Below are 22,978 nucleotides of genomic sequence, written 5' to 3'. Positions count from 1 at the left end.
TGCCTGTCGCCGTTACATCGCCTCGGCGCCGGAGATGATTTCAATCAGCTCCTTGGTGATCATGGCCTGACGGGTTCGGTTGTAAATCAGGGTCTGCTTGCGGATCATGTCGCCGGCGTTGCGGGTGGCGTTGTCCATCGCGCTCATCTGCGCGCCGTAGAACGAGGCGTTGTTTTCCAGCAGCCCACGGAACACCTGCACCGCGAGATTGCGCGGCAACAGGCGCGTCAGAATCTCGTCTTCCTCGGGCTCGTATTCGTACGAAGTCGCGGGACCGGCATTGGCGGCGGGTGCTTCCACGACCAGCGGAATGATCTGCTGGGCGGTCGGCACCTGCGAAATGACAGACTTGAAGCGCGAATAGAACAGCGTGCAGACGTCGAATTCACCGGCCTCGAAACGGGCGATAACCTTCTTGGCGATATCTTCGGCATTGACGAAGCCGAGCTGGCGAACCGAGCGCAGGTCGACGTGTTCGATGATCTGCTTCTCAAAGGTGCGGCGGAGCTGCTCGTAGCCCTTGCGGCCGACGCAGAAGAACTTGACCTCTTTGCCCTGGTTGATCAGCGACAGCGCGCGCTCGCGGGCGAGACGCACGATCGACGAGTTGAAAGCACCCGACAGGCCGCGCTCGCCGGTGCAGACCAGCAGCAGATGCACCTGATCCTTGCCGGTGCCGGCCAGCAGCGCCGGTGCGCCGGGCGATCCCGCGGCAGCGGTCGCGATGTTGGAAATCACCGAATCCATTTTTTCGGCATAGGGCCGCGCGGCTTCGGCGGCGGTCTGCGCGCGACGCAGCTTGGACGCCGCAACCATTTGCATGGCCTTGGTGATCTTTTGCGTCGCCTTGGTGGAGGCGATGCGGACCCGCATGTCTTTCAGTGAAGCCATTCTTAGTTCACCCTAGCGACCTGTTTTTCAACCCGGTCGCGAACCCCTCGTTCGTCATGCCCGGCCTTGTGCCGGGCATCCACGTCTTAATTCTTGCCACGCGCGAAGACGTGGATGGCGCAGGAACTCGTTTCACGAGTTCCGTCCTTGTATCTAATTTGCGCAAGTCGGGTAAACCCGACTTGCGGTGTCAAGCCCGGCCATGACGGCGTTACGCAAACGCCTTGGCGTGACCTTCAACAGCGCTTTTCAGCTTGCCGGCGAGATCGTCGGAGAGATCGCGACTGTCACGAATGCCGTTGAGAATCTCGACGTGCTTGCCGCGCAACAGCGACAGCAGGCCGTCTTCGAAAGCGCGCACCTTGTTGAGCGGGAGCGCATCGAGATAGCCGTTGGTACCGGCCCAGATCACGCAGACCTGCTCTTCCATCTTCAGCGGCGAGAACTGCGGCTGCTTCAGGAGTTCGGTCAAACGAGAGCCGCGATTGAGCAGGCGCTGCGTCGAGGCGTCGAGGTCGCTTCCGAACTGCGCGAACGCCGCCATTTCGCGGTACTGCGCGAGCTCGCCCTTGATCTTGCCGGCGACCTTCTTCATCGCCTTGGTCTGCGCCGAGGAACCGACGCGCGACACCGACAGACCGACGTTCACCGCGGGACGGATGCCCTGGAAGAACAGGTCGGTTTCCAGGAAGATCTGGCCGTCGGTAATCGAGATCACGTTGGTCGGAATGTAGGCCGACACGTCGTTGGCCTGGGTTTCGATCACCGGCAGCGCGGTCAGCGATCCCGATCCCTGGTCCTTGTTGAGCTTCGCGGCGCGCTCGAGCAGGCGTGAATGCAGGTAGAACACGTCGCCCGGATAGGCTTCGCGGCCCGGCGGACGGCGCAGCAGCAGCGACATCTGGCGATAGGCGACGGCCTGCTTGGACAGATCGTCATAGATGATGACGGCGTGCATGCCGTTGTCGCGGAAATACTCACCCATGGTGCAGCCGGTGAACGGCGCGATGTACTGCATCGGCGCCGGATCCGATGCGGTCGCGGCGACGATGACCGAATATTCCAGCGCGCCCTGCTCTTCAAGCACCTTGACGAACTGGGCAACGGTAGAGCGCTTCTGGCCGATCGCGACATAGACGCAATACAGCTTGATGTTCTCGTCGGGCTGCGCGTTGAGCGGCTTCTGGTTCAGAATCGTGTCGAGCGCGATCGCGGTCTTGCCGGTCTGGCGATCGCCGATGATCAGCTCGCGCTGGCCTCGGCCGATCGGGATCAGCGCATCGATGGCCTTGAGGCCGGTCGCCATCGGCTCGTTGACCGATTTGCGCGGAATGATGCCGGGCGCCTTGACGTCGACGCGCATGCGCTTGTCGGCCTGGATCGGACCCTTGCCGTCGATCGGATTGCCGAGCGCGTCAACGACGCGGCCAAGCAGGCCCTTGCCGACCGGCGTATCGACGATGGCGCGGGTGCGCTTGACGGTCTGGCCTTCCTTGATCTCGCGGTCGGCGCCGAAGATCACGATACCGACGTTGTCGGTTTCGAGGTTCAGAGCCATGCCGCGGGTGCCGTTCTCGAACTCGACCATTTCACCGGCCTGGACGTTGTCGAGGCCGTAGACGCGGGCTATGCCGTCGCCGACGGACAACACCTGTCCGACTTCGGTAACTTCAGCCTCCTGGCCGAAATTCTTGATCTGGTCCTTGAGGATCGCGGAAATTTCCGCGGCGCGGATGTCCATCAGCCTGCCTCTTTCATCGCGTGCTTGATCGAATTGAGTTTGGTGCGAAGCGAACTATCCACCATGCGGCTGCCGAGCTTGACCACAAGGCCGCCGATAATGGAGGGATCGATTTTCACGTTGAGCGCGACGTCCTTGCCCGTCACCGTTTTCAGTGCGGTCTTGAGGGCGTCGAGATTCTTGTCGCTGAGCGCTTCGGCGACGGTCACGTCGGCGGTCGCCTCGCCCTTGAACTTCGCCACCAGCGCGCGGAAGGCGCGGATCACGTCGGTGACGGCGAACAGGCGCCGATTGGCGGTGAGAACCTTCAGGAATTTTGCAGAAGTGCCGGTAATTTCGGCCTTCTCGAGCACGGCGGCGATCGCCTTCGACTGCGAATCCGCCGAGAAAACCGGGCTGCGAACCAGCCGCTTCAAATCGGCGCTGTCGGCCAGCATGGCCTCGAATCGATCGAGATCGGCCCTTACTGCGTCGACGGATTTCTCGTCGCGCGCCAACTCGAACAAGGCCGTTGCATAACGACCTGACACTCCCGAAACCGACGGATCTTCAGCAGCCACTGACGCGCTCTTTTTTTGCTGTCAAACTCGCAAGGGAAAAACCGTCGCCACGAAGCGGCGCCTAGCGATCCAAGCCCTTGGAATTCAAGCGGGACTTCGATTTTCGACCGGCACTGGAAGTCCCGGGACCGTTAAAATCGCGGCTTTGCTAACATAGCGAGCGCGCAGGTGCAACATGACGGCGCGCGCCGGCGATGCCTTGTCGCACGTGCTGTTTTCGGTCCGCCGCGCCCTGTCCAACCGCCATTCTGTGTCACGAAAATTGCGGCCTGGATCGCGGCCTTCTCGCTGGAGCGTCATCGCTGATCCCCGGATCGTCATCGATCCCTGGAGCGCCGTCGCTGAAAAGATTCGTTCCACCAGCGATTGCATGGCCGCCATGAGCCCTCGCCCCGGAACCGAAGCGGCCGGTTGATTCCATTTACGCATTACTTGCGCAAACCTCGCCGGCGGCGGCCGATGACTTCATTCGTCAGTATTAACAAGTACAGTATTGGTTAATAATTCGTTAAAGTAAAAGATTACGGAATATCTCCTGACTACTTGCAATAGGTAACAAGATATTGCAGCCGGATACAATCCGGATTTACTGCCCAATTCATGCCTCATTGCGCAACCAAACGGCAATCACGCAAGACGGGACGGGGGTTCCACTTGCCACGTGTATGGCAATACTGTCTGAGGGACAATTTAATGCTGAATACCAATAATGTCGCGCTGGGAAATGTAACCCGGTCGCGCACGGCGCTCGCCTTTGTCGCCGCAACTCTCCTGGTCGGTGGCAGCGTCACCGAAGCTTCCGCCAAATCCAGGCACCATTATCGCCACCATCACCACCAGGCCGCATCCGAGGGTTCTTCCTGGCGCGACGCCAATGCCTCGATCGCCTCGTCTTCCGGCGGGCACAGCTTCTCGGGCATGGCCTCCTTTTACGGCAATGAATCAGGCAGCCACACCGCCTCAGGTCAGCGCTTCAACCAGAACGCCATGACCGCGGCCCACCGCTCGCTGCCCTTCGGCACCAAGCTCCGCGTGACCCATGGCGGCCAGAGCGTCGTCGTCACCATCAACGACCGTGGCCCGTTCGTCCGTGGCCGCGTCCTTGATCTGTCCACGGGCGCCGCCCGTGCCATCGGCCTGACCGCCGCCGGCGTCGGCCGCATCACCGCCGAGATCGTCTCGTAAGGCGTCTGACCCGCCGCTTTCGATCCAACCATTTCGGTAAGCGTTGCGTAGCGTAACGATCGCGGAACTTTTCGCGCATCGATAAAGGCCTGCCGTCGCGAATGACGGCAGGCTTTTTGTTTCGGATGGGCTCTCAACGTCATTGCGAGGAGCGAAGCGACGAAGCAATCCACACTTTCTTTGTCGAACGATGGATTGCTTCGCGGAGCCTGTCATCGGGCGCGCATTCGCGCGACCCCTTGGCTCGCAATGACGGGAGGGGATTTACAAAAAGCTCTGCGGATCGACGTCGACTTCGAGCTTGAGATTGCCTTTGGTCTTCGGCCCGGCCGCGAGCCATTCGCGCAAATAGTCCGAGAGGTCGACATTGCGCAGCGACTTCACCAAGAGCCGAAAGCGATAGCGGCCCTTGATGACCGCGAGCGGCGCTTCCGCGGGGCCCAGCACCTGGATCCGTTCATCGATCGGCGCCACCGCGGCAAGGCGGCGCGCAAAACCCTCGGCGGTCGGCCGATCGCCCGCGGAAATAATCAGGCTGGCGAGCCGGCCGAACGGCGGATAGCCGGTGCGCTCGCGCGACCCGATCTCGCTGGCGTAAAACGCCTCGCGATCACCAGCGACCAGCGCCTTCATCACGGGATGTTCGGGCTGATGGGTCTGCATGTAGCCGACGCCGCGGCCCTGATCGCGCCCGGCGCGCCCGATCACCTGGTTCAGCAGCTGAAACGTGCGCTCGGCGGCGCGCGGATCGCCATTGCCGAGGCCGAGATCGGCATCGACCACGCCGACCAGATTGAGCCGCGGGAAATTATGCCCCTTTGCCACCAGTTGCGTGCCGATGATGATGTCGACGCGGCCTTCCGCGATCTCGTTCAGTTCGCTGCGCATGGTCTCGATCGAGGTGATCAGATCGCTCGACAGCACCATGGTCCGCGCTTGCGGGAACAACGCGGCCGCTTCCTCCTGCAGGCGCTCGACGCCGGGACCGACCGCGACCAGTGATTGTTCCGCCGCACAATGCGGGCAAACATGCGGGCGCGGCATCGAGAAGCCGCAATGGTGACAGACCAGGCGCTGGCGAAATCTGTGGTCCACCAGCCAGGCGTCGCAGATCGTGCAGGCGAAGCGATGCCCGCAGGCCCGGCACAGCGTGAGCGGCGCGTAGCCACGGCGATTGAGGAACAGCAGCGCTTGCTCGCGCCGCTCGATCGCGATTCCGATATATTCGGCGAGCCGCGGCGAAATGAAGCGACCGCGCGGCGGCGGTTCGCGGCGCAGATCGATCGCCTCGATCTGCGGCATGTGCTGGCCGCCAAAGCGCGACGGCAATGCGACGCGCTGGTAGCGCCCCTTGCGCGCATTGACCTCGGTCTCGATCGACGGCGTCGCGGACGCCAGGATGATCGGGATTTTGGCGATATGGGCGCGCACCACTGCCATGTCGCGGGCATGATAATGCGCGCCGTCATCCTGCTTGTAGGCCTGGTCGTGCTCCTCATCGACGATGATCAGACCCAAATCGGCATAGGGCAAGAACAAGGCTGAGCGCGCGCCGACCACGACCGGCGCCTCGCCGGCCGATATCGCGGCCCAGTTGCGCGCGCGGGTGCGCGGGGTCAGTTCGGAATGCCACTCCAGCGGACGCACGCCGAAACGCTGCGCGAAGCGATCGAGGAATTGTCCGGTCAGCGCGATCTCCGGCATCAGGATCAGCGTCTGCTTGCCGCGCCGGATGATTTCGGCGATCGCCTCGAAATAGACTTCGGTCTTGCCCGAACCGGTGACGCCGTCGAGCAACGCGACGTGAAAGCTGCCGTTCGCCGCCAGCGCCCGCAAGGCATCGACGGCCGCGCGCTGCTGGCGCGAGAAATCAGGCTGCGCAAACTGAGGATCGGGCGGTGGCGGCGCCAGCGGCGGCGGCATCGTCTCAATCGTCAGCGTGCCCTCGTCGACCAGGCCGTCGATCACCCCGGCGCTGACGCCGGCTTCCCGCGCCGCCTCCGATTTGCCGTGCAGCAATCCGTCCGACAGGATTACGATCAGGCGACGCCGCGCGGGGGTCATCCGCCGCGGCGGCTCGCCTGTCAGCCGCACGCCGATGCGCATCCGCTCGGGCCCGAGATTCTCGCCCATCCGCAGGCACATCCGCAGCACCATGCCGCGCGCCGATAGCGTGTAATTGGCGACCCAGTCGACGAGACTGCGCAGTTCCTCCTTCAGCGGCGGCACGTCGAGCTTTTCGCCGACATCCTTGAGGCGGTTGTGCAAGCGCGGGTCGGGCTTTGCATTTTCCGCCCACACCACCGCGACCACTTCGCGGGGGCCGAGCGGCACGCAGACCACGTCTCCCGGCTTCAGCTCCATGCCGCGCGGCACGCGATAGGAATAGGCATGGTTGAGCGCAACCGGCACCAGCACATCGACGACCCGGGTCGCGGAAGCGGTGGAAGTGTCGGGGCGCGTGGCGTGGTCCATTGGGAGGCTGATTCGATGCCGGAGGAACGAGCTAACTTAGGGGCGTGCCGGGTTCGGGGCCAGCCTTTGACTGCACCGGTTTGCGCAAGTTAGCGAACGGTAAACGAAACCGGTGCGATATAATCGTCAGAATCAGGGCGCCGATAGCTCCATGACCAAACCGGCCACGTCACTTCAACCGATCGAACTCGATTGCGCCGACGAAACCGTCACGCTGGAGATGACGCGCTGGCTGTCGCATCTGCGCGCCGAGCGGCGGCTGTCACCCAAGACATCTGAGGCGTATGCCCGCGACGTCCGCCAATGTCTCACCTTTCTGGCCGAACACTGGGGCAGGCGGGTGACGCTCAAGGCTTTCGCCGCGCTGGAAGCCAGCGACATCAGGGCGTTCATGGCGATGCGCCGCGCCGATGAGATCGGCGGGCGCTCGCTGATGCGGGCGCTGGCGGGCTTGCGTTCGTTCGGCCGCTTCCTCGAGCGGGAAGGCAAAGGCAAGGTCGGCGCGCTCTCTGCCATCCGCGCGCCCAAAGTTGCAAAAAGCCTGCCGAAGCCGATCCAGATGGCTGCGGCGAAGCGTTTGACGGACGCCGACGAGCGCGCCGGCGAGGATCGCGATCCCTGGATCTGGGCGCGCGACGCCGCCGTGATGGCGCTGCTCTACGGCTCGGGCCTGCGTATCTCCGAGGCGCTGGGCCTGAAGCGCCGCGACGTGCCGTTGCCCGGCGAAGGCGACGTCCTGATCGTGACCGGCAAGGGCAACAAGACCCGCATGGTGCCGGTGCTGCAAAATGTGCTGCAATTGATCCAGGATTATACCGCGACCTGCCCGCATCAGCTCGCCCCGGCGGGGCCGATCTTCGTCGGCGCCCGCGGCGGCCCGCTCAGCCCGCGAATCATTCAGCTCACCATGGAGCGATTGCGCGGCGCGCTCGGCCTGCCCGACAGTGCAACGCCGCATGCGCTGCGGCATTCGTTCGCCACCCACCTGTTGAGCCGCGGCGGCGATCTGCGCGCGATCCAGGAACTGCTCGGCCACGCCTCGCTCTCGACCACGCAGATTTATACCGGCATCGACAGCGAACGGCTGCTGGAAGTCTATAGAACGGCGCATCCGCGCGGCTGATCTCCGGCGTTTTCATCCTGACGCGCTCCCGTCACATCCGCTTGCCACTTGCGTAAGCGATGCCGTTCGGCAATCGTGGACAGGGTCTCATTCGGGGAGAGAATCATGAGCGCACATGAGAGCATGGAGCAAGCGGACCACGCCAAGGAAGCCGCCGGCGAGAACAGGAAGATCGCGCTATTGATCGCCGTGATCGCGTTGTGTCTTGCGCTATCGGAAACGCTGGGCAAGGGCGCGCAAACCGAATCCATCAGCAAGAACGTCGAGGCGTCGAACCTGTGGGCGTTTTTCCAGGCCAAGAGCATTCGCCGCACCACGGTCCAGACCGCGGCAGAACAGGCCAAACTGAGCCTCGGTGCCGGCGACGACGCCACCAAGGCGGCGGTGCAAAAGCAGATCGACGACTGGCAGAAGACCGCGGCGCGTTACCGCTCCGAACCGGAAACCGGCGAAGGCTCGGAGCAATTGTCCGAGCGGGCCAAGCACGCCGAGGAGGAGCGTAACCTCGCGGAGGCCAAGTACCATCACTTCGAACTGGCCTCGGCGGCCTTTCAGATCGGAATCGTGCTGGCCTCGGCAACCATTATCACCGGGATTATTGCGCTGGCCTGGATCTCCGGCCTGCTGACGCTGGCGGGCATCGCCGTTACCGCGCTCGGCATCTTCATGCCGCACCTGCTGCATCTGCCTTGATACTGTTCCTCTGCGTCACACGCGCAGCGGACTCCGCTTTCACCTCTCCCATCGGGAGAGGACCGAGCGCATGGCGAAGACGCTTCTATCAGCGGAACAATCAGCGCGCCTCGTGCACGCTTTTGCGAAAGCGCTGGATCAGCCGCAGCATCCGCGACGACCAACCGCCGCCGTCGGCGCGTAAAATCTCCAGGATTCGCCGCTTGGTTGGTTCGACCAGCGCGGCCGCTTTGGCGCGCAGACCCATGATGAATTCATAGAGCTTTTCGAACCACGGCATTTCCAGAAGCTTCGAGCGTGTCACGTCGAAGATGAACGCGGTGACACCGACGCCGACGAGTTTCGCGAAGATGATGGTGACGATGGCGCTCAGCCAATATTCATGCATCATCAGCCACAGGCCGACCAGCTTGAGCGGAAACAGCGGGATCACCGGCACGATGAATACGATCAGCGTCATCGCCGGCGACAACGTATCGACGCGGTCGGACAGCCATTGCTTGAACGCACGCAGCGGAATCAGCGCCACCACACGCGCCACGATCGGCTCGAGATGATCCCACAGCCATGCTTCGATCAGGAAGATGACCGCGAGCAGAACCCAGATCGGTTGAAGAAGGCGGCGCATCATGGACGTGGTCTCTACCCGGCGCGTGCCGGATGTCGATCACATATGGATCGCCCGCTTGCCAACCGCAAGCGCGGCTTCCTTGATGGCTTCCGATCGTGTCGGATGGGCATGACACGTTCGCGCCAGATCCTCCGCCGAACCGCCAAACTCCATCAGAACGGCGGCCTCATGGATCATTTCGCCGGCTTCGCGGCCGATAATGTGCACGCCCAGCACCCGATCGGTCTTCGCATCTGCGAGAACCTTCACGAATCCGTCAGTGGTCTGGTTGACCTTGGAGCGGCCGTTGGCGGTGAAGGGAAATTTACCTGACGTGTAAGCCACGCCGGCCTGCTTCAATTCTTCCTCGGTCTTGCCGACCGACGAAATTTCCGGCGTGGTATACACGACGCCAGGGATAACGTCGTAGTTCACATGCCCGGCTTGCCCGGCGATGATTTCCGCGCAGGCGACGCCTTCATCTTCCGCTTTGTGCGCCAGCATCGGACCCGCAACCACGTCGCCGATCGCATAGACGCCCTTCACGCTGGTCGAAAAATGCTGGTCGATCTGCACGCGGCCGCGATCGTCGAGGGCTATGCCGGCCTCCTTCAGGCCGAGGCCTTCGGTGTAGGGCACGCGGCCGATACAGACCAGCACCACGTCGGCTTCCAGCGTTTCCGCAGCCCCGCCCGCGGCGGGCTCGACCTTTGCAATGAGCGTCTTGCCCGACGTATCGACGCCGGTGACCTTGGCGCCGAGCTTGAACGCAAAGCCCTGCTTTTCGAGGGTGCGCTGGAATTGCTTTGCAACTTCGCCGTCCATGCCGGGCAAGATGCGATCGAGGAATTCAACCACCATGACCTGCGCGCCGAGCCGCTGCCATACCGAGCCGAGTTCGAGGCCGATCACGCCGGCGCCGATGATCAACAGTTTTTCCGGCACCTTGTCGAGCGACAGCGCGCCGGTCGACGACACGATGCGCTTCTCGTCGATCTCGATGCCTTTCAGCCGCGCGATATCGGAGCCGGTGGCGATGACGATGTTCCGGGTCTCGACAATCTCGGTCTTGCCGTCGCCGGAGACCCCGACCTTGCCGGCGCCGAGGATCTTGCCGATACCCTTCAGGACATCGATCTTGTTCTTCTTCATTAGGAAGTCGACGCCCTTGACGTTGCCGTCGATGCCCTGCTGCTTGAAATTCATCATCGCGGGCAAATCGAGCTTTGGCGTGGAGACGCTGACGCCCATCTTGGCGAAGGAGTGCTCGGCTTCCTCGAACATCTCGGAGGCATGCAGCAATGCTTTCGACGGCATGCATCCGACGTTGAGGCAGGTGCCGCCGAGCGTCGCGCTCTTTTCGACCACGGCGACCTTCATGCCGAGTTGCGCGGCGCGCACCGCGCAGACATATCCGCCGGGACCGGTGCCGATGATGACGAGATCGTAGGTGGCCATGATTGAAGTCCTGTAGCTGAATAGTGTGACAGGTGTTTACCGACCACCCGACACATCGAGGATGGCGCTGGTGACGTAGGACGCATCGTCCGACATCAGCCAGACGATGGCGTTGGCGATTTCCTCCGCGCTGCCGACACGTTGCATCGGCACCATATGCGCAAGCCGATGCGCGCGGTCGGGCTCGCCGCCGCTGGCGTGAATTTCGGTGTCGATCAATCCCGGGCGGATCGCCGCGACTCGAATGCCTTCGCCGGCAACTTCATGGCCCAGTCCGATGGTGAAGGAATCCACCGCGCCCTTGGACGCCGCGTAATCGACATAGGTATTGGGCGCGCCAAGTTTCGCCGCGACCGAGGACAGATTGACGATCACGCCGCCTTTGCCGCCGTTCCGCGTCGACATTCGTTTCACGGCTTCACGCGCGCATAGAATGCTGCCGGTCACGTTGACCGCCATCATGCGCTGGATGCGCTCGGCCGACATGTCCTCGACCCGCGCCGACGGCCCGACAATACCGGCATTGTTGACCAGTGCGCCCAGCGTTCCGAATTCGTCGGCAGCCTTGAACAGCGCGAGAATGTCATGCTCGCTGCCGACATCGCATTTCACCGCGATGGCCTTGCCGTTCTTGGCTTCGATGACGGATACGACTTCCTGCGCCGCTGCGTGATTGCTGGCGTAACCGACCACAATGCGAAAGCCGCGCGCCGCAGCGCCAATGGCGGTGGCGCGGCCAATGCCGCGACTTCCGCCGGTGATGACAGCAACTCGATCAGTCAAAATCGCCCCCAAAGCTCAACGCAGATGATCAACGCCCGCCGGTCGGCTGAGGTCCTCGCAAACGGACTCCGGCAGACGGATTGCATCAGAGATCCAGCACCAGCCGTGCCGGGTCTTCCAGGCTTTCCTTGACGCGGACCAGGAAGGTGACCGCTTCCTTGCCGTCGATGACGCGGTGATCGTAGGACAGCGCCAGATACATCATCGGGCGAATCTCGACCTTGCCGGCGACCACGACCGGGCGATCCTGGATCTTGTGCATGCCCAGAATGCCCGACTGCGGCGCGTTCAGGATCGGCGTCGACATCAGCGAACCATAGATGCCGCCATTGGTGATGGTGAAAGTGCCACCCTGCATCTCGTCGATCTTGAGTTGGCCGTCGCGGGCGCGGCGGCCGAAGTCCGCGATACTCTTTTCGATATCGGAGATCGATTTGTGGTCGCAGTCGCGCACGACAGGCACGACCAAGCCCTTGTCGGTTCCGACCGCAACGCCGATGTGGTAATAATTCTTGTAGATCAGATCGGTGCCGTCGATCTCGGCATTGGCCGCCGGGATATCCTTCAGCGCCTGCACGCAGGCCTTGGTGAAGAAGCCCATGAAGCCCAGCTTGCTGCCGTGCTTTTTCTCGAACACCTCCTTGTACTGCGCCCGCATCGCCATGATGTGGCTCATGTCGACCTCGTTGAAGGTCGTGAGCATCGCGGCTGTGTTCTGCACGTCCTTGAGCCGCCGCGCGATCGTCTGGCGCAGCCGCGTCATCTTCACGCGCTCTTCGCGCGCGGCATCGTCGGCGGGCGACGGCGCGCGCACCTGGACGGCGGCGGCGGGCTGATTGACCGGCGTCGGCGCCGAGGCCGCCTTCTCGATCGCAGCCAGCATGTCGCCCTTGGTGACACGGCCATCCTTGCCGGAGCCGGGAACCGTGGCCGCATCGATGCCGCTTTCGGCGGAGAGCTTGCGCACCGACGGCGCCAGCGGCGCGTCGGCCGGCGCAGCCTTCGGAGGCGCGGCGGCAACGGGCGCAGCGGCCGGCGGCGGCGCAGCCGGGGCTGCGGCCCTGGCGGGCGCGGCCGCCGGTTTGGCGGCGCCCGCCGCACCGTCATTGATCTGTCCGAGCAACGCGCCGACCGCGACGGTCTCGCCGTCCTTGGCGGAGATCTCGCCGAGCACGCCCGCCGACGGCGCCGGGACTTCGATGGTGACCTTGTCGGTCTCGAGCTCGACCAGGGGCTCGTCGACCGCTACAGCATCGCCGGCCTTCTTGAACCAGCGGCCGATGGTGGCCTCGGTCACGGACTCGCCGAGCGTCGGAACGCGAATTTCAGTCATTGTGTGTTTTCCTCAATCGCTTCTGCAGTCATCGTCCGCGAGGGCGAACGATCCAGTACCCCGTAACGTTCGTGATCGGATTGAACGGTGCGGGTCACCGGATGCCCCGCTTTCGCGGGGCATGACGAATGAAAATTTCTAGTTCAGTGCCTCATCCAGCAGCGCCTTGAGCTGTGCCAGATGCTTCGACATCAAACCAGTGGCGGTGGCGGCCGACGCCGCGCGGCCGGCGTAACGCGGACGCTTGTTCGGCGCGTGGATCTGGTTCAGCACCCATTCGAGATAGGGCTCGATGAAGTGCCACGAACCCATGTTGCGCGGCTCTTCCTGGCACCAGACCAGTTCGGCGTTCTTGAAGCGCCCGAGCTCATGCACCAGCGCCTTCAACGGCACCGGATAAAGCTGCTCGACGCGCATGATGTAGATATCGTCGATGCCGCGCTTCTCGCGCTCGTCATAGATATCGTAATAGACCTTGCCGGCGCACAGCACGACGCGACGGATCTTGTCGTCCGGCACCAGTTTGGTCTTGTCGTCCGGCAGCATCTGCGCGTCATCATAGAGAATGCGGTGGAACGTGGTGCCCTCGCCCAGTTCGTCCAGCCGCGATACCGCCCGCTTGTGCCGCAGCAGCGATTTTGGCGTCATCAGGATCAGCGGCTTGCGAATTTCGCGATGGAGCTGACGCCGCAGCACGTGGAAGAAATTCGCCGGCGTCGTGGCGTAGACCACCTGCATGTTGTCTTCGGCGCACATCTGCAGGAAGCGTTCGAGCCTTGCGGAGGAATGCTCCGGTCCCTGACCTTCATAGCCGTGCGGCAGCATGCAGACGAGACCGGACATGCGCAGCCATTTGCGTTCGCCCGACGAGATGAACTGGTCGAACAACACCTGCGCGCCGTTGGCGAAGTCGCCGAACTGGGCTTCCCAGATCGTCAGCGCGTTCGGCTCGGCCAGCGAATAGCCGTATTCGAAGCCGAGCACCGCTTCTTCCGAGAGCAGCGAGTTGATGACTTCGTAATGGCCCTGGTCGCCGCCGAGATGATTGAACGGCGTGTAGCGGCCCTCGTCTTCCTGGTCGATCAGCACCGAATGCCGCTGCGAGAAGGTGCCGCGCTCGGAGTCCTGTCCCGACAGCCGCACGTGATGGCCTTCCTGCAGCAGCGTGCAGAACGCCAGCGCCTCGCCGGTCGCCCAATCGATGCCAACGCCACCGTCGATCGCCTTGGCGCGGCTGTCCAGAAACCGCTGCACCGTGCGATGAACCCGAAAGCCATCGGCCACCTTGGTGATCTTGCGGCCGATATCCCGGAGCACCGTGACATCGACGCCGGTGACGCCGCGACGGGGATCTTCCTCGGCATCGGCCGACTTGAACCCTGCCCATTTGCCGTCGAGCCAGTCGGCCTTGTTCGGCTTGTAACCTGAGCCGGCCTCGAGCTCGGCATCGAGCCGCGCGCGCCAGTCGGCCTTGGCCTTGTCGACCTCGCCCTCGGTCATCACGCCCTCGGCAACCAGCCGCCTGGCGTAAATCTCCAGCGTGGTCGGATGCGAGCCGATCCTCTTGTACATCACCGGCTGGGTGAACGCCGGCTCGTCGCCCTCGTTGTGGCCGTGGCGGCGATAGCAGAACATGTCGATGACGACCGGCTTGTGGAATTTCTGCCGGAACTCGATCGCGACCTTGGCGGCGAAAACCACGGCCTCCGGATCGTCGCCGTTCACATGGAAGATCGGCGCGTCGATCATCTTCGCCACATCGGAGGGATAGGGCGAGGAGCGCGAATAGCGCGGATAGGTGGTGAAGCCGATCTGGTTGTTGACGATGAAATGCAGCGAACCGCCGGTGCGGTAGCCCTTGAGGTCGGACAGGCTGAAACACTCCGCCACCACGCCCTGGCCTGCGAACGCCGCGTCGCCATGCATCAACAGCGGCAGCACCGAAATGCGCATGTCCGGTGGATCGCCGTGCTGGTCCTGCTTGGCGCGCACCTTGCCGAGCACCACGGGATCGACGATTTCCAGATGCGACGGGTTGGCGGTCAGCGACAGATGGATCTTGTTGTTGTCGAACTCGCGGTCCGATGAGGCGCCGAGGTGATATTTGACGTCGCCGGAGCCTTCGACCGCGTCCGGGTTGGCCGAGCCGCCCTTGAATTCATGAAACAGCGCGCGGTGCGGCTTGCCCATCACCTGTGTCAGCACGTTGAGGCGGCCGCGGTGCGGCATGCCGAAGACGATTTCCTTCACGCCGAGATTGCCGCCGCGCTTGATGATCTGCTCCAGCGCCGGGATCAGCGACTCGGCGCCGTCGAGGCCGAAGCGCTTTGTTCCCGTGAATTTCAGGTCGCAGAATTTCTCAAAGCCTTCGGCTTCGACCAGCTTGTTGAGGATCGCGCGCCGTCCCTCGGGGGTAAAACTGATTTCCTTGTCGGGACCTTCGATGCGTTCCTGGATCCAGGCCTTTTGCGCGGCATTGGTGATGTGCATGAACTCGACGCCGAGCGTCTGGCAATAGGTGCGTTCGCAGATCACGACGATTTCGCGAAGCGTGCCGTATTCGAGGCCCAGCACGTGGTCGAGGAAGATCTTGCGGTCGAAATCGCTCTCGGTGAAGCCGTAGGAGCGCGGATCGAGTTCTTCGCGATCGCGCGGCGCCTCGATGCCGAGCGGATCGAGCTTGGCATGGAAATGGCCGCGCATGCGGTAGGCACGGATCAGCATCAAAGCGCGGACGGAATCGCGGGTGGCCTGATTGACGTCGGCGGCCGAGATCTCCGCGCCCCTGGCCTGTGCCTTGGCCGCGATCTTGGTGCCGACCGCCTTCTCGACCGTCGCCCAGTTGCCGTCCAGCGCCGAGGTCAGATCGTCGCGCGGTGTCAGCGGCCAGTTGTCGCGACCCCAGGAGGCGCCTTCGGCGTTCTTCTGGACGTCCGCGGGGGTGTCCTTCAGGCTTTTGAAGAATTCCTGCCATTCGGGATCGACCGAAGCCGGATCCTGCTCGTAGCGAGAGTAGAGGTCGTCGATGTAGGTGGCGTTGGTGCCCTGCAAAAACGAAGAAAGGGCAAAAGCGGCATTCGCGTCCTGGCGAGACATGGTGGCTTCCTGGTGATTTTCGGTTCGCGCGTGGAAGACGGCGCAACGCCGATCCGGAAACCGGATCAGCGGGATAAAGAACCCTTTACCCTATTTGGGACGAATATTCCCGCCGAAAAGAGCCAAGAATTGAATTAGGACCTCAATTTTTCGACGAGGGTGTGTCCGAGCCGGGCAGGGGATGGAGAGACCGTGATTCCGGCCGATTCCATCGCCGCAGTCTTGGAACCGGCGTCGCCCTTGCCGCCGGAAATGATGGCGCCGGCATGGCCCATGCGGCGGCCGGGAGGGGCGGTGACGCCGGCGATGAAGCCGACCATCGGCTTCTTGCGACCACGCTTGGCCTCGTCCTTGATGAACTGGGCGGCGTCCTCTTCGGCCGAGCCGCCGATTTCGCCGATCATGACGATCGAGGTGGTCTTGGGATCGGCCAGAAACATCTCCAGCACGTCGATGAATTCGGTTCCCTTGACCGGGTCGCCGCCGATGCCGACCGCCGTGGTCTGGCCGAGCCCCTCCTGGGAGGTCTGGTACACCGCCTCATAGGTCAGGGTGCCCGAGCGCGAAACGATACCGACATTGCCCGGCGTGAAAATGTTGGCCGGCATGATGCCGATCTTGCATTCGCCCGCCGTCATGACTCCCGGGCAGTTCGGTCCGATCAGCCGCGATTTCGATCCCGACAACGAGCGCTTCACCCTGACCATGTCGAGCACCGGAATGCCTTCGGTGATGCAAACGATCAGCGGAATTTCCGCATCGATCGCTTCGCAGATCGCATCCGCCGCACCCGGCGGCGGCACGTAAATCACGCTGGCGTTGGCGCCGGTCTTGTCGCGCGCTTCGGCGACCGTGTCGAACACCGGCAGATCGAGATGCGTCGACCCGCCTTTGCCGGGCGACGTGCCGCCGACCATTTTTGTGCCATAGGCGATCGCGGCCTCGGAATGGAACGTGCCGTTCTTGCCGGTAAAACCCTGGCAGATGACTTTGGTGTTCTTGTCGATCAGAACGGACATGGTTGATGTTGCTTTCGTAGATGATCGGGAAATGGAGTCAGTGCACGCGCCGATACACGCCGGTGAGCACATCGGCCCATCCTTCCGCGTCGGGCGAGAACTGGATTTTCATGGTGTAGTTGTTGTCGTCAACGACTTCATAGACATGCCGCGCGTTGCCGCGCAGCGAGCCGCGCACCAGGATCAGCGTCTTGCCGGTCCAGCCGCCGGAGGCCGGCGCCGGCGAGTAGTAGCCGAGTGAATCGTGCCAGAACAGTTTGTAGTGCCGGTCCTCGCGATCGTAAGTGAACACGCCGTGGGTGGCGAAGCTCTCCTTGCCGTCGCGCATCTGGCGCGTGTCCTGGATCAGATAGAGGCCGTTGAGATCCATGCGCGCGACGACGCGCGAGGTGGCCGGTCCGCCCGCGGTCCAGCGCGACGGGAAAACCACCTCTTCGCCAGCCCACTCGCCGGCGAACACCGCGAGTTTGCGGTGCTCTTCCAACGCAGTCGGTGCGGCGAGATGGTCCTGGGGCATGGAACTAGCTCCCTTTGACGGCTTTCACGATCTTCTGCGCGGCGTCGTCGAGATTGTCGCCGGCCACGACGTTGAGGCCGGAGTCCTCGATGATCTTCTTGCCGGCTTCAACGTTGGTGCCTTCGAGCCGCACCACCAGCGGCACTTTCAGGCCGACTTCCTTGACCGCGGCGACCACGCCTTCGGCGATGATGTCGCATTTCATGATGCCGCCGAAAATGTTGATCAGGATACCCTTCACGTTGGGATCGGCGGTGATGATCTTGAACGCCGCGGTGACTTTTTCCTTGTTGGCGCCGCCGCCGACATCGAGGAAGTTCGCCGGCGCCAGGCCGTAGAGCTTGATGATGTCCATGGTCGCCATCGCAAGGCCGGCGCCATTGACCATGCAGCCGATGGTGCCGTCGAGCGTGATGTAGTTGAGATCGTATTTCGACGCCTCGATTTCCTTGGCGTCTTCCTCGCTCTCGTCGCGCAAAGCCACCACTTCGGGATGCCGGAACAGCGAGTTGTCGTCGAACGACACCTTGGCGTCGAGCACGCGCAGATCACCATTCTTGGTGACGACCAGCGGGTTGATTTCCAGCATCGCCATGTCCTTGGCGACGAAGGCCGTATAAAGCTGGCTCACCAGCTTTTCCGCCTGCTTGGCGAGAGGACCCGACAGGTTCAGGGCCTTGGCGACCTTGCGGCCATGGTGGGCCATGATGCCGGTGGCGGGATCGACCGAGAAGGTGACGATCTTTTCCGGCGTATTATGCGCGACGTCCTCGATGTTGACGCCGCCTTCGGTCGAAACCACGAACGACACTTCAGAGGTTTCGCGATCGACCAGTATCGAGAGGTAAAACTCCTTGTCGATATCGGAGCCTTCCTCGATGTAGAGGCGGTTGACCTGCTTGCCGGCCGGCCCGGTCTGCACGGTAACCAGGGTTGCGCCGAGCATCTGCTTGACGAATTGATTGACCTCGGCGGCGGACTTGGTGACACGGACGCCGCCCTTGTCGCCGGCGGAGGCTTCCTTGAACTTGCCCTTGCCGCGACCGCCGGCATGGATCTGGCTCTTCACCACCCAGACCGGACCGCCGAGTTCGTCGGTGGCAAGATCGGCGTCGGAAGGCTTGAGAATGGCCACCCCGCGCGGCACGGCCACGCCGTATTCACGTAGCAACGCCTTGGCCTGGTATTCATGGATGTTCATGTGGACGCTCCCCGAAGTCTCGTGCGGTGAATTTGGGTTTCACACCGATTTTGTAACTGGTATACCATATACCACAGAACCTGCAAATCCGAAATCACCCAGGAATTTCATCGCATTAGTGCTGTCTCGATGCCGAGTCCGCACCGGATTGGGTGCGAACCTTGGAAATTGAAGTGCCGAGGAACGATTGGCCCGATCCGTCGGCTGATCGTCGGGGCGCGATCACTTGCCGAGCAGATCGGGCGCGATCTTCTTGCAGGCGTCGACCAGGCCCTGCACCGCGCCGACCGATTTGTCGAAGGCTTCGCGGTCCTTGCCGGCCAGTTCGATCTCGACAATGCGCTCGACGCCTTTCGAGCCAATGACGGTTGGCACGCCGACATACATGTCCTTCACGCCATATTCGCCGTTGAGATAGGCCGCGCAGGGCAGCACGCGCTTCTTGTCGCGCAGATAGCTCTCGGCCATCGCGATCGCGGAGGCGGCCGGCGCGTAGAAGGCCGAACCGGTCTTCAGCAGGTTGACGATCTCGGCGCCGCCGTTGCGGGTGCGGTCGACGATCTCGTCGATGCGCGCCTGCGAGGTCCAGCCCATCTTGACGAGGTCGGGCAGCGGAATGCCGGCGACGGTGGAATATTTCACCAGCGGCACCATGGTGTCGCCGTGGCCGCCGAGCACGAAGGCGGTGACGTCTTCCACCGAGACGTTGAATTCGTCGGCGAGGAAATAGCGGAAGCGCGAGGAATCCAGCACGCCCGCCATGCCCACCACCTTCTTGTGCGGCATGCCCGAGGCCTTCTGCAGCGCCCAGACCATCGCATCCAGCGGGTTGGTGATGCAGATGACGAACGCGTCGGGGGCATATTTCTTGATGCCGGCGCCGACCTGCTCCATGACCTTGAGATTGATGGAGAGGAGATCGTCGCGGCTCATGCCGGGCTTGCGCGGCACGCCAGCGGTCACGATGCAGACCTTGGCGTTGTCGAGCGCTTCATAGGAATTCGCGCCGGTCATATGCGCGTCAAAGCCGTCGACCGGGGAGGACTGCGCGATGTCGAGCGCTTTGCCCTGCGGCACGCCCTCGGCGATATCGAACATCACGACGTCGCCGAGCTCCTTCAGGCCAACGAGGTGAGCCAGCGTTCCGCCGATCTGACCGGAGCCAATCAAAGCAATCTTGTCGCGCGCCATGGGAAATCTGTCCTTATGAGACGAAGAGGAAGAGTGGAAAGTCGCTTGGAGGGCTGGTTATCCCTTTCGAATGATACGTTCAAGTCGCGGCGCGCCCAATTGTCGGTCTCTTGCGGGCCTTGCCTCGATTTCGACTAGGTATGCCAAGAAGTCCCCCTCCCGTCATTGCGAGCCAACGGGTCGCGCGAATGCGCGCCCGATGACAGGCTCCGCGAAGCAATCCACCTCTCCGCCCGGGGATAGATGGATTGCTTCGTCGCTTCGCTCCTCGCAATGACGGAGAAAACTACGTCTCCACCAATCCCGTGCTCGACCCGCTTGCCGCGGAGTCTTTTCGCCCATGCGGGAGCGCCAGATAGGATTCCGAACTCATTTCGATCAGCCGCGACGAGGTGCGCTTGAACTCGTTGGCCTCATTGCCCTCGGTCGCCAGATACAGCGACACCGGATTGGCCGCGGCCGACGCCATCAATTTCACGGCGTTGTCATAGAGCGTGTCGATCAGCGAGATGAAACGCTTGGCGGCGTTGCGCTCGGCATAGTCCATGACGGGAATCCGATCGATCAGGATCGTGTGGTAGTCGTGCGCCAGCCGCAGGTAATCCGACGCGGCCAGCGGTTTTTCGCAGATATCCGCAAAACTGAATCGCGCGACGCCGTGCGACGAACAGGGCACGTGCAGGATCCGGCCCTTGATCGCGATATCGCGCGGCTTGCAGGGCGCGTTGCCGGTCATCCTGATCCAGGCCTTGTCGAGCGCGGTATGGGCGTCGTGATCCGCCGGCACCAGCCACATCTTCACGCCCACGAGTTTTTCCAGCCGAAAATCGGTGCGCGCATCGAGCCGCAGCACGTCCATATGGTCCGATATCTGCGCGATGAACGGCAGGAACAGCGCGCGGTTCAGTCCGCCCTTGTAGAGATCTTCGGGCGCGACGTTGGACGTCGCCACCACGACGGTGCCGAGCTCGAACAGTTTTGTGAACAGACGGCCCAGGATCATGGCGTCGGCAATGTCGGTGACATGGAATTCGTCGAAGCACAGCAGCCACGCCTGCTCGAAGATCGCATGAGCCGTCAGCGTGATCACGTCGCCATCGGCGATCTCGCCGCGCGCGATCTCCTGGCGATAGCCGTAGATCCGCTCATGCACCTCGGCCATGAATTCATGGAAATGGGCGCGGCGCTTGTGCTCGACCGGGCTCTGCTGAAAAAACAGATCCATCAGCATGGTCTTGCCGCGGCCGACTTCGCCGTGAACGTAGAGACCGCGCGGCGGCGGCTCGCCCTTGTCGGCGAATAGCCGGCCGAGCAGGCTTTGTTTGCGGAACGGCTTGTAGCTCGACAGCCGCTCTTCAAGGCCGGCAAAGGCCTCGACGGCGCTGGCCTGGGCGGGATCGGCCTCGATCGAGCCGAAGTCGACCAGAGCCTGGTAATGGGCGCGGAACGAGCTGGGCGAGGTGGACAGCATGGCCCTCTTACGGCCCAGCGGGAGGAAAATTGCAAGCCGCGAATTGGTGGTGGGGGTATGCGCGGCCGGCGCTGACCCAGCCGCAAATCGTCATACCCGCGACAGCGGGTATCCAGTACGCCGCGGCTTCTCGGTTAAATCATGGCGGCTCTGGAATACTGGATCGCCCGGTCATAGGCGAGCGGAAGCGACGCCGTCCTTCGGACGGCTATGGCGAGCGGAAGCGACGCCGTCCTTCGGACGGCTATGCCGGGCGATGACAGCGGTGGATGTGACGAGCGGGCGCTCCCGCCCTCAGGCACTCAACGCGTAAGAATCCTCGACCACATAGGGCCCCCCGCCGGTCGAGGCGCGGGACGAGAACAACACGAAGCGGGAGACGGTGAAGACGCGGCTCGGAAAATAGCCGCGCACCGAGAGATAATCGGCGACGTCCTGGCTCGAGGCGTCGTACAGCCGCGCCAGCGTCACATGGGGGGTGAATTTGCGCCCCTCGGGATCGAGCCCGATCCGCTGCATCAGCCGTTCGAGTTCGGCCTGCAGCTCGATCAGCGGCCGGCACGGCTCGACGGAGGCGACCACCGCGCGCGGCTTGCGGCCGCCAAAACTCGACAAGCCCTGCAGCCTGACCTCGAACGGCTTGCGGTTGACCCGAAACAGCATCAAGGCGATCTCATTCGCCGACATGCCGTCGATGTCGCCGATGAAGCGCAAGGTGACGTGATAATTTTCGGGATCGACCCAGCGGGCGCCGGGGAGGCCGCCACGCAAATTGGAAAGCGTTTGGCCGATCTCGGCCGGAATTTCCAGACCAGTGAACAGACGCGGCATCGCTCGACTCCCGATGCTGAAACCCGGTGACGAATCACCGATCGCTAATTTCTACCTGACTTATGTGACTCTGCGAAGCATGCGAGGCGAAAGTCCGGGAAAACACGGTGCTTAAGGTTATCACTGCTGATTTTTCAACTCCGTTGCCCGGATAATTTGCCGAGAAATGCCTCCACCGTGGGCAAGATATTTTTCACGACGAGGTCCACGCCCTCCGCGGTCGGGTGCATGCCATCCGCCTGATTGAGCCGGACGTCGGCGGCAACGCCGTCCAGAAAGAACGGGTAGAGCGGCACGCCGAATGATTTCGCGAGCTCCGGGTAGATCGCGTTGAAACGGGCCGCATAATCGCTGCCATAATTTGGCGGCGCGACCATCCCGCAGAGCAGAACCGCTACCCCGCGCGCCTTCAGCCGCGTCAGAATGTCAGACAGCGCCGCATGCGTGACCGCGGGATCGGTGCCGCGCAGGGCGTCGTTGGCGCCGAGTTCGACGATCACGGCGTCGGTTCCCTCGGGCACCGACCAGTCGAGCCGGTCGCGGCCGCCGGAGGCGGTATCGCCGGATACCCCGGCGTTGATCATGTCGACCTTTATCCCTTTGGTATCCAAGGCTTTTTGTAGGCGAACCGGGAACGCCGCCCCGGCCGGCAGGCCGTAGCCGGCGCTCAAGGAATCGCCCAAAACCACCATCTTGACCGGCTTTGCCGTCACCGCCACGGACCCTTGCCCCAAAGCCGTTCCCGCCGTCATCAAGGCCATAATCAACACGAGTATGTGCACGAAGATCACGAACCGGCC

The 22,978-nt window shown here is 62.8% G+C and carries 20 protein-coding genes; 4 read left to right on the top strand and 16 right to left on the bottom strand.

Annotation, left to right across the window (positions count from 1 at the left end; all coding sequences use genetic code 11):
* Nucleotides 1-12 precede the first annotated feature (12 nt).
* The 3 genes from NL528_RS02290 to NL528_RS02280 all read right to left on the bottom strand — a co-directional run bounded on the left by NL528_RS02290 (nt 13) and on the right by NL528_RS02280 (nt 3,192).
* A complete protein-coding gene (locus tag NL528_RS02290) occupies nt 13-891 on the bottom strand; it encodes a F0F1 ATP synthase subunit gamma (RefSeq protein ID WP_309181123.1) in 879 nt (292 codons plus the stop codon).
* A 211-nt stretch (nt 892-1,102) separates the two neighbouring features.
* A complete protein-coding gene (gene atpA, locus NL528_RS02285) occupies nt 1,103-2,632 on the bottom strand; it encodes a F0F1 ATP synthase subunit alpha (protein WP_309181122.1) in 1,530 nt (509 codons plus the stop codon).
* Entirely contained in the window at nt 2,632-3,192 is a 561-nt protein-coding gene (locus tag NL528_RS02280) for a F0F1 ATP synthase subunit delta (protein WP_309181121.1), read from the bottom strand. The genes atpA and NL528_RS02280 overlap by 1 nt, the downstream gene beginning before the upstream one ends.
* A gap of 175 nt (nt 3,193-3,367) precedes the next feature.
* On the opposite strand from NL528_RS02280, the gene NL528_RS02275 reads away from it, so the two are divergent.
* Nucleotides 3,368-3,607, top strand: a complete 240-nt coding sequence (locus NL528_RS02275) for a hypothetical protein (RefSeq protein ID WP_309181120.1) — start codon at nt 3,368-3,370, stop codon at nt 3,605-3,607.
* Between the two features lie 278 nt (nt 3,608-3,885).
* Complete coding sequence (locus tag NL528_RS02270) at nt 3,886-4,377, top strand: septal ring lytic transglycosylase RlpA family protein (RefSeq protein ID WP_309181119.1); 492 nt, start codon at nt 3,886-3,888, stop codon at nt 4,375-4,377.
* A gap of 264 nt (nt 4,378-4,641) precedes the next feature.
* Here the strand turns inward: NL528_RS02270 and NL528_RS02265 are convergent, their stop codons facing one another.
* Entirely contained in the window at nt 4,642-6,852 is a 2,211-nt protein-coding gene (locus NL528_RS02265) for a primosomal protein N' (protein WP_309181118.1), read from the bottom strand.
* A 151-nt stretch (nt 6,853-7,003) separates the two neighbouring features.
* On the opposite strand from NL528_RS02265, the gene NL528_RS02260 reads away from it, so the two are divergent.
* Nucleotides 7,004-7,975 carry a tyrosine recombinase XerC gene (locus NL528_RS02260; RefSeq protein WP_309181117.1) on the top strand — a complete coding sequence of 324 codons (972 nt, stop codon included), beginning with the start codon at nt 7,004-7,006 and terminating at the stop codon, nt 7,973-7,975.
* A 105-nt stretch (nt 7,976-8,080) separates the two neighbouring features.
* Nucleotides 8,081-8,668: a DUF4337 domain-containing protein gene (locus NL528_RS02255; protein ID WP_309181116.1), complete on the top strand. Its 588-nt coding sequence runs from the start codon at nt 8,081-8,083 to the stop codon at nt 8,666-8,668.
* 100 nt (nt 8,669-8,768) lie between these two features.
* Here NL528_RS02255 and NL528_RS02250 read toward each other — a convergent pair whose 3' ends face one another.
* The 12 genes from NL528_RS02250 to NL528_RS02195 form a co-directional block, all read right to left on the bottom strand.
* Nucleotides 8,769-9,299, bottom strand: coding sequence for a hypothetical protein (locus NL528_RS02250; RefSeq protein WP_309181115.1), 531 nt, complete (start codon nt 9,297-9,299; stop codon nt 8,769-8,771).
* Between the two features lie 36 nt (nt 9,300-9,335).
* Nucleotides 9,336-10,736 carry a dihydrolipoyl dehydrogenase gene (gene lpdA / locus NL528_RS02245; RefSeq protein ID WP_309181114.1) on the bottom strand — a complete coding sequence of 467 codons (1,401 nt, stop codon included), beginning with the start codon at nt 10,734-10,736 and terminating at the stop codon, nt 9,336-9,338.
* 36 nt (nt 10,737-10,772) lie between these two features.
* Nucleotides 10,773-11,519: an SDR family oxidoreductase gene (locus NL528_RS02240; RefSeq protein ID WP_309181113.1), complete on the bottom strand. Its 747-nt coding sequence runs from the start codon at nt 11,517-11,519 to the stop codon at nt 10,773-10,775.
* Nucleotides 11,520-11,604: 85 nt separating this feature from the next.
* Nucleotides 11,605-12,852, bottom strand: coding sequence for a 2-oxoglutarate dehydrogenase complex dihydrolipoyllysine-residue succinyltransferase (gene odhB / locus NL528_RS02235; RefSeq protein ID WP_309181112.1), 1,248 nt, complete (start codon nt 12,850-12,852; stop codon nt 11,605-11,607).
* 138 nt (nt 12,853-12,990) lie between these two features.
* The gene (locus tag NL528_RS02230; RefSeq protein WP_309181111.1) at nt 12,991-15,948 is read right to left on the bottom strand and encodes a 2-oxoglutarate dehydrogenase E1 component; all 2,958 of its coding nucleotides are present in this window, start codon (nt 15,946-15,948) and stop codon (nt 12,991-12,993) included.
* A 134-nt stretch (nt 15,949-16,082) separates the two neighbouring features.
* Entirely contained in the window at nt 16,083-16,967 is an 885-nt protein-coding gene (sucD, locus tag NL528_RS02225; protein ID WP_309181110.1) for a succinate--CoA ligase subunit alpha, read from the bottom strand.
* A 37-nt stretch (nt 16,968-17,004) separates the two neighbouring features.
* Nucleotides 17,005-17,484 carry a DUF1579 family protein gene (locus tag NL528_RS02220; protein ID WP_309181109.1) on the bottom strand — a complete coding sequence of 160 codons (480 nt, stop codon included), beginning with the start codon at nt 17,482-17,484 and terminating at the stop codon, nt 17,005-17,007.
* Between the two features lie 4 nt (nt 17,485-17,488).
* Nucleotides 17,489-18,685: an ADP-forming succinate--CoA ligase subunit beta gene (gene sucC / locus NL528_RS02215; protein ID WP_309181108.1), complete on the bottom strand. Its 1,197-nt coding sequence runs from the start codon at nt 18,683-18,685 to the stop codon at nt 17,489-17,491.
* Nucleotides 18,686-18,907: 222 nt separating this feature from the next.
* The gene (gene mdh, locus NL528_RS02210; RefSeq protein ID WP_309181107.1) at nt 18,908-19,876 is read right to left on the bottom strand and encodes a malate dehydrogenase; all 969 of its coding nucleotides are present in this window, start codon (nt 19,874-19,876) and stop codon (nt 18,908-18,910) included.
* A 286-nt stretch (nt 19,877-20,162) separates the two neighbouring features.
* Nucleotides 20,163-21,347, bottom strand: a complete 1,185-nt coding sequence (gene zapE / locus NL528_RS02205) for a cell division protein ZapE (protein ID WP_309181106.1) — start codon at nt 21,345-21,347, stop codon at nt 20,163-20,165.
* A gap of 294 nt (nt 21,348-21,641) precedes the next feature.
* Complete coding sequence (thpR, locus tag NL528_RS02200) at nt 21,642-22,178, bottom strand: RNA 2',3'-cyclic phosphodiesterase (RefSeq protein WP_309181105.1); 537 nt, start codon at nt 22,176-22,178, stop codon at nt 21,642-21,644.
* Nucleotides 22,179-22,312: 134 nt separating this feature from the next.
* Nucleotides 22,313-22,960: an arylesterase gene (locus NL528_RS02195; RefSeq protein WP_309185320.1), complete on the bottom strand. Its 648-nt coding sequence runs from the start codon at nt 22,958-22,960 to the stop codon at nt 22,313-22,315.
* Nucleotides 22,961-22,978 lie beyond the last annotated feature (18 nt).

Origin of the sequence: Bradyrhizobium sp. Ash2021 (genome assembly GCF_031202265.1) — a bacterium.
Taxonomy (GTDB): Bacteria; Pseudomonadota; Alphaproteobacteria; order Rhizobiales; family Xanthobacteraceae; genus Bradyrhizobium.
Note: the sequence above shows the minus strand (reverse complement) of the source record. Positions and strands in the feature narration are given on the sequence as shown.

Excerpts from the sequence above, each read along its gene's own strand:
- NL528_RS02290 (WP_309181123.1), bottom strand. The coding sequence starts at position 891 with ATGGCTTCACTGAAAGACATGCGGGTCCGCATCGCCTCCACCAAGGCG.
- atpA (WP_309181122.1), bottom strand. The coding sequence starts at position 2,632 with ATGGACATCCGCGCCGCGGAAATTTCCGCGATCCTCAAGGACCAGATC.
- NL528_RS02275 (WP_309181120.1), top strand. The coding sequence starts at position 3,368 with ATGACGGCGCGCGCCGGCGATGCCTTGTCGCACGTGCTGTTTTCGGTC.
- NL528_RS02270 (WP_309181119.1), top strand. The coding sequence starts at position 3,886 with ATGCTGAATACCAATAATGTCGCGCTGGGAAATGTAACCCGGTCGCGC.
- NL528_RS02265 (WP_309181118.1), bottom strand. The coding sequence starts at position 6,852 with ATGGACCACGCCACGCGCCCCGACACTTCCACCGCTTCCGCGACCCGG.
- NL528_RS02260 (WP_309181117.1), top strand. The coding sequence starts at position 7,004 with ATGACCAAACCGGCCACGTCACTTCAACCGATCGAACTCGATTGCGCC.
- NL528_RS02255 (WP_309181116.1), top strand. The coding sequence starts at position 8,081 with ATGAGCGCACATGAGAGCATGGAGCAAGCGGACCACGCCAAGGAAGCC.
- NL528_RS02250 (WP_309181115.1), bottom strand. The coding sequence starts at position 9,299 with ATGATGCGCCGCCTTCTTCAACCGATCTGGGTTCTGCTCGCGGTCATC.
- lpdA (WP_309181114.1), bottom strand. The coding sequence starts at position 10,736 with ATGGCCACCTACGATCTCGTCATCATCGGCACCGGTCCCGGCGGATAT.
- odhB (WP_309181112.1), bottom strand. The coding sequence starts at position 12,852 with ATGACTGAAATTCGCGTTCCGACGCTCGGCGAGTCCGTGACCGAGGCC.
- NL528_RS02230 (WP_309181111.1), bottom strand. The coding sequence starts at position 15,948 with ATGTCTCGCCAGGACGCGAATGCCGCTTTTGCCCTTTCTTCGTTTTTG.
- sucD (WP_309181110.1), bottom strand. The coding sequence starts at position 16,967 with ATGTCCGTTCTGATCGACAAGAACACCAAAGTCATCTGCCAGGGTTTT.
- NL528_RS02220 (WP_309181109.1), bottom strand. The coding sequence starts at position 17,484 with ATGCCCCAGGACCATCTCGCCGCACCGACTGCGTTGGAAGAGCACCGC.
- sucC (WP_309181108.1), bottom strand. The coding sequence starts at position 18,685 with ATGAACATCCATGAATACCAGGCCAAGGCGTTGCTACGTGAATACGGC.
- mdh (WP_309181107.1), bottom strand. The coding sequence starts at position 19,876 with ATGGCGCGCGACAAGATTGCTTTGATTGGCTCCGGTCAGATCGGCGGA.
- zapE (WP_309181106.1), bottom strand. The coding sequence starts at position 21,347 with ATGCTGTCCACCTCGCCCAGCTCGTTCCGCGCCCATTACCAGGCTCTG.
- thpR (WP_309181105.1), bottom strand. The coding sequence starts at position 22,178 with ATGCCGCGTCTGTTCACTGGTCTGGAAATTCCGGCCGAGATCGGCCAA.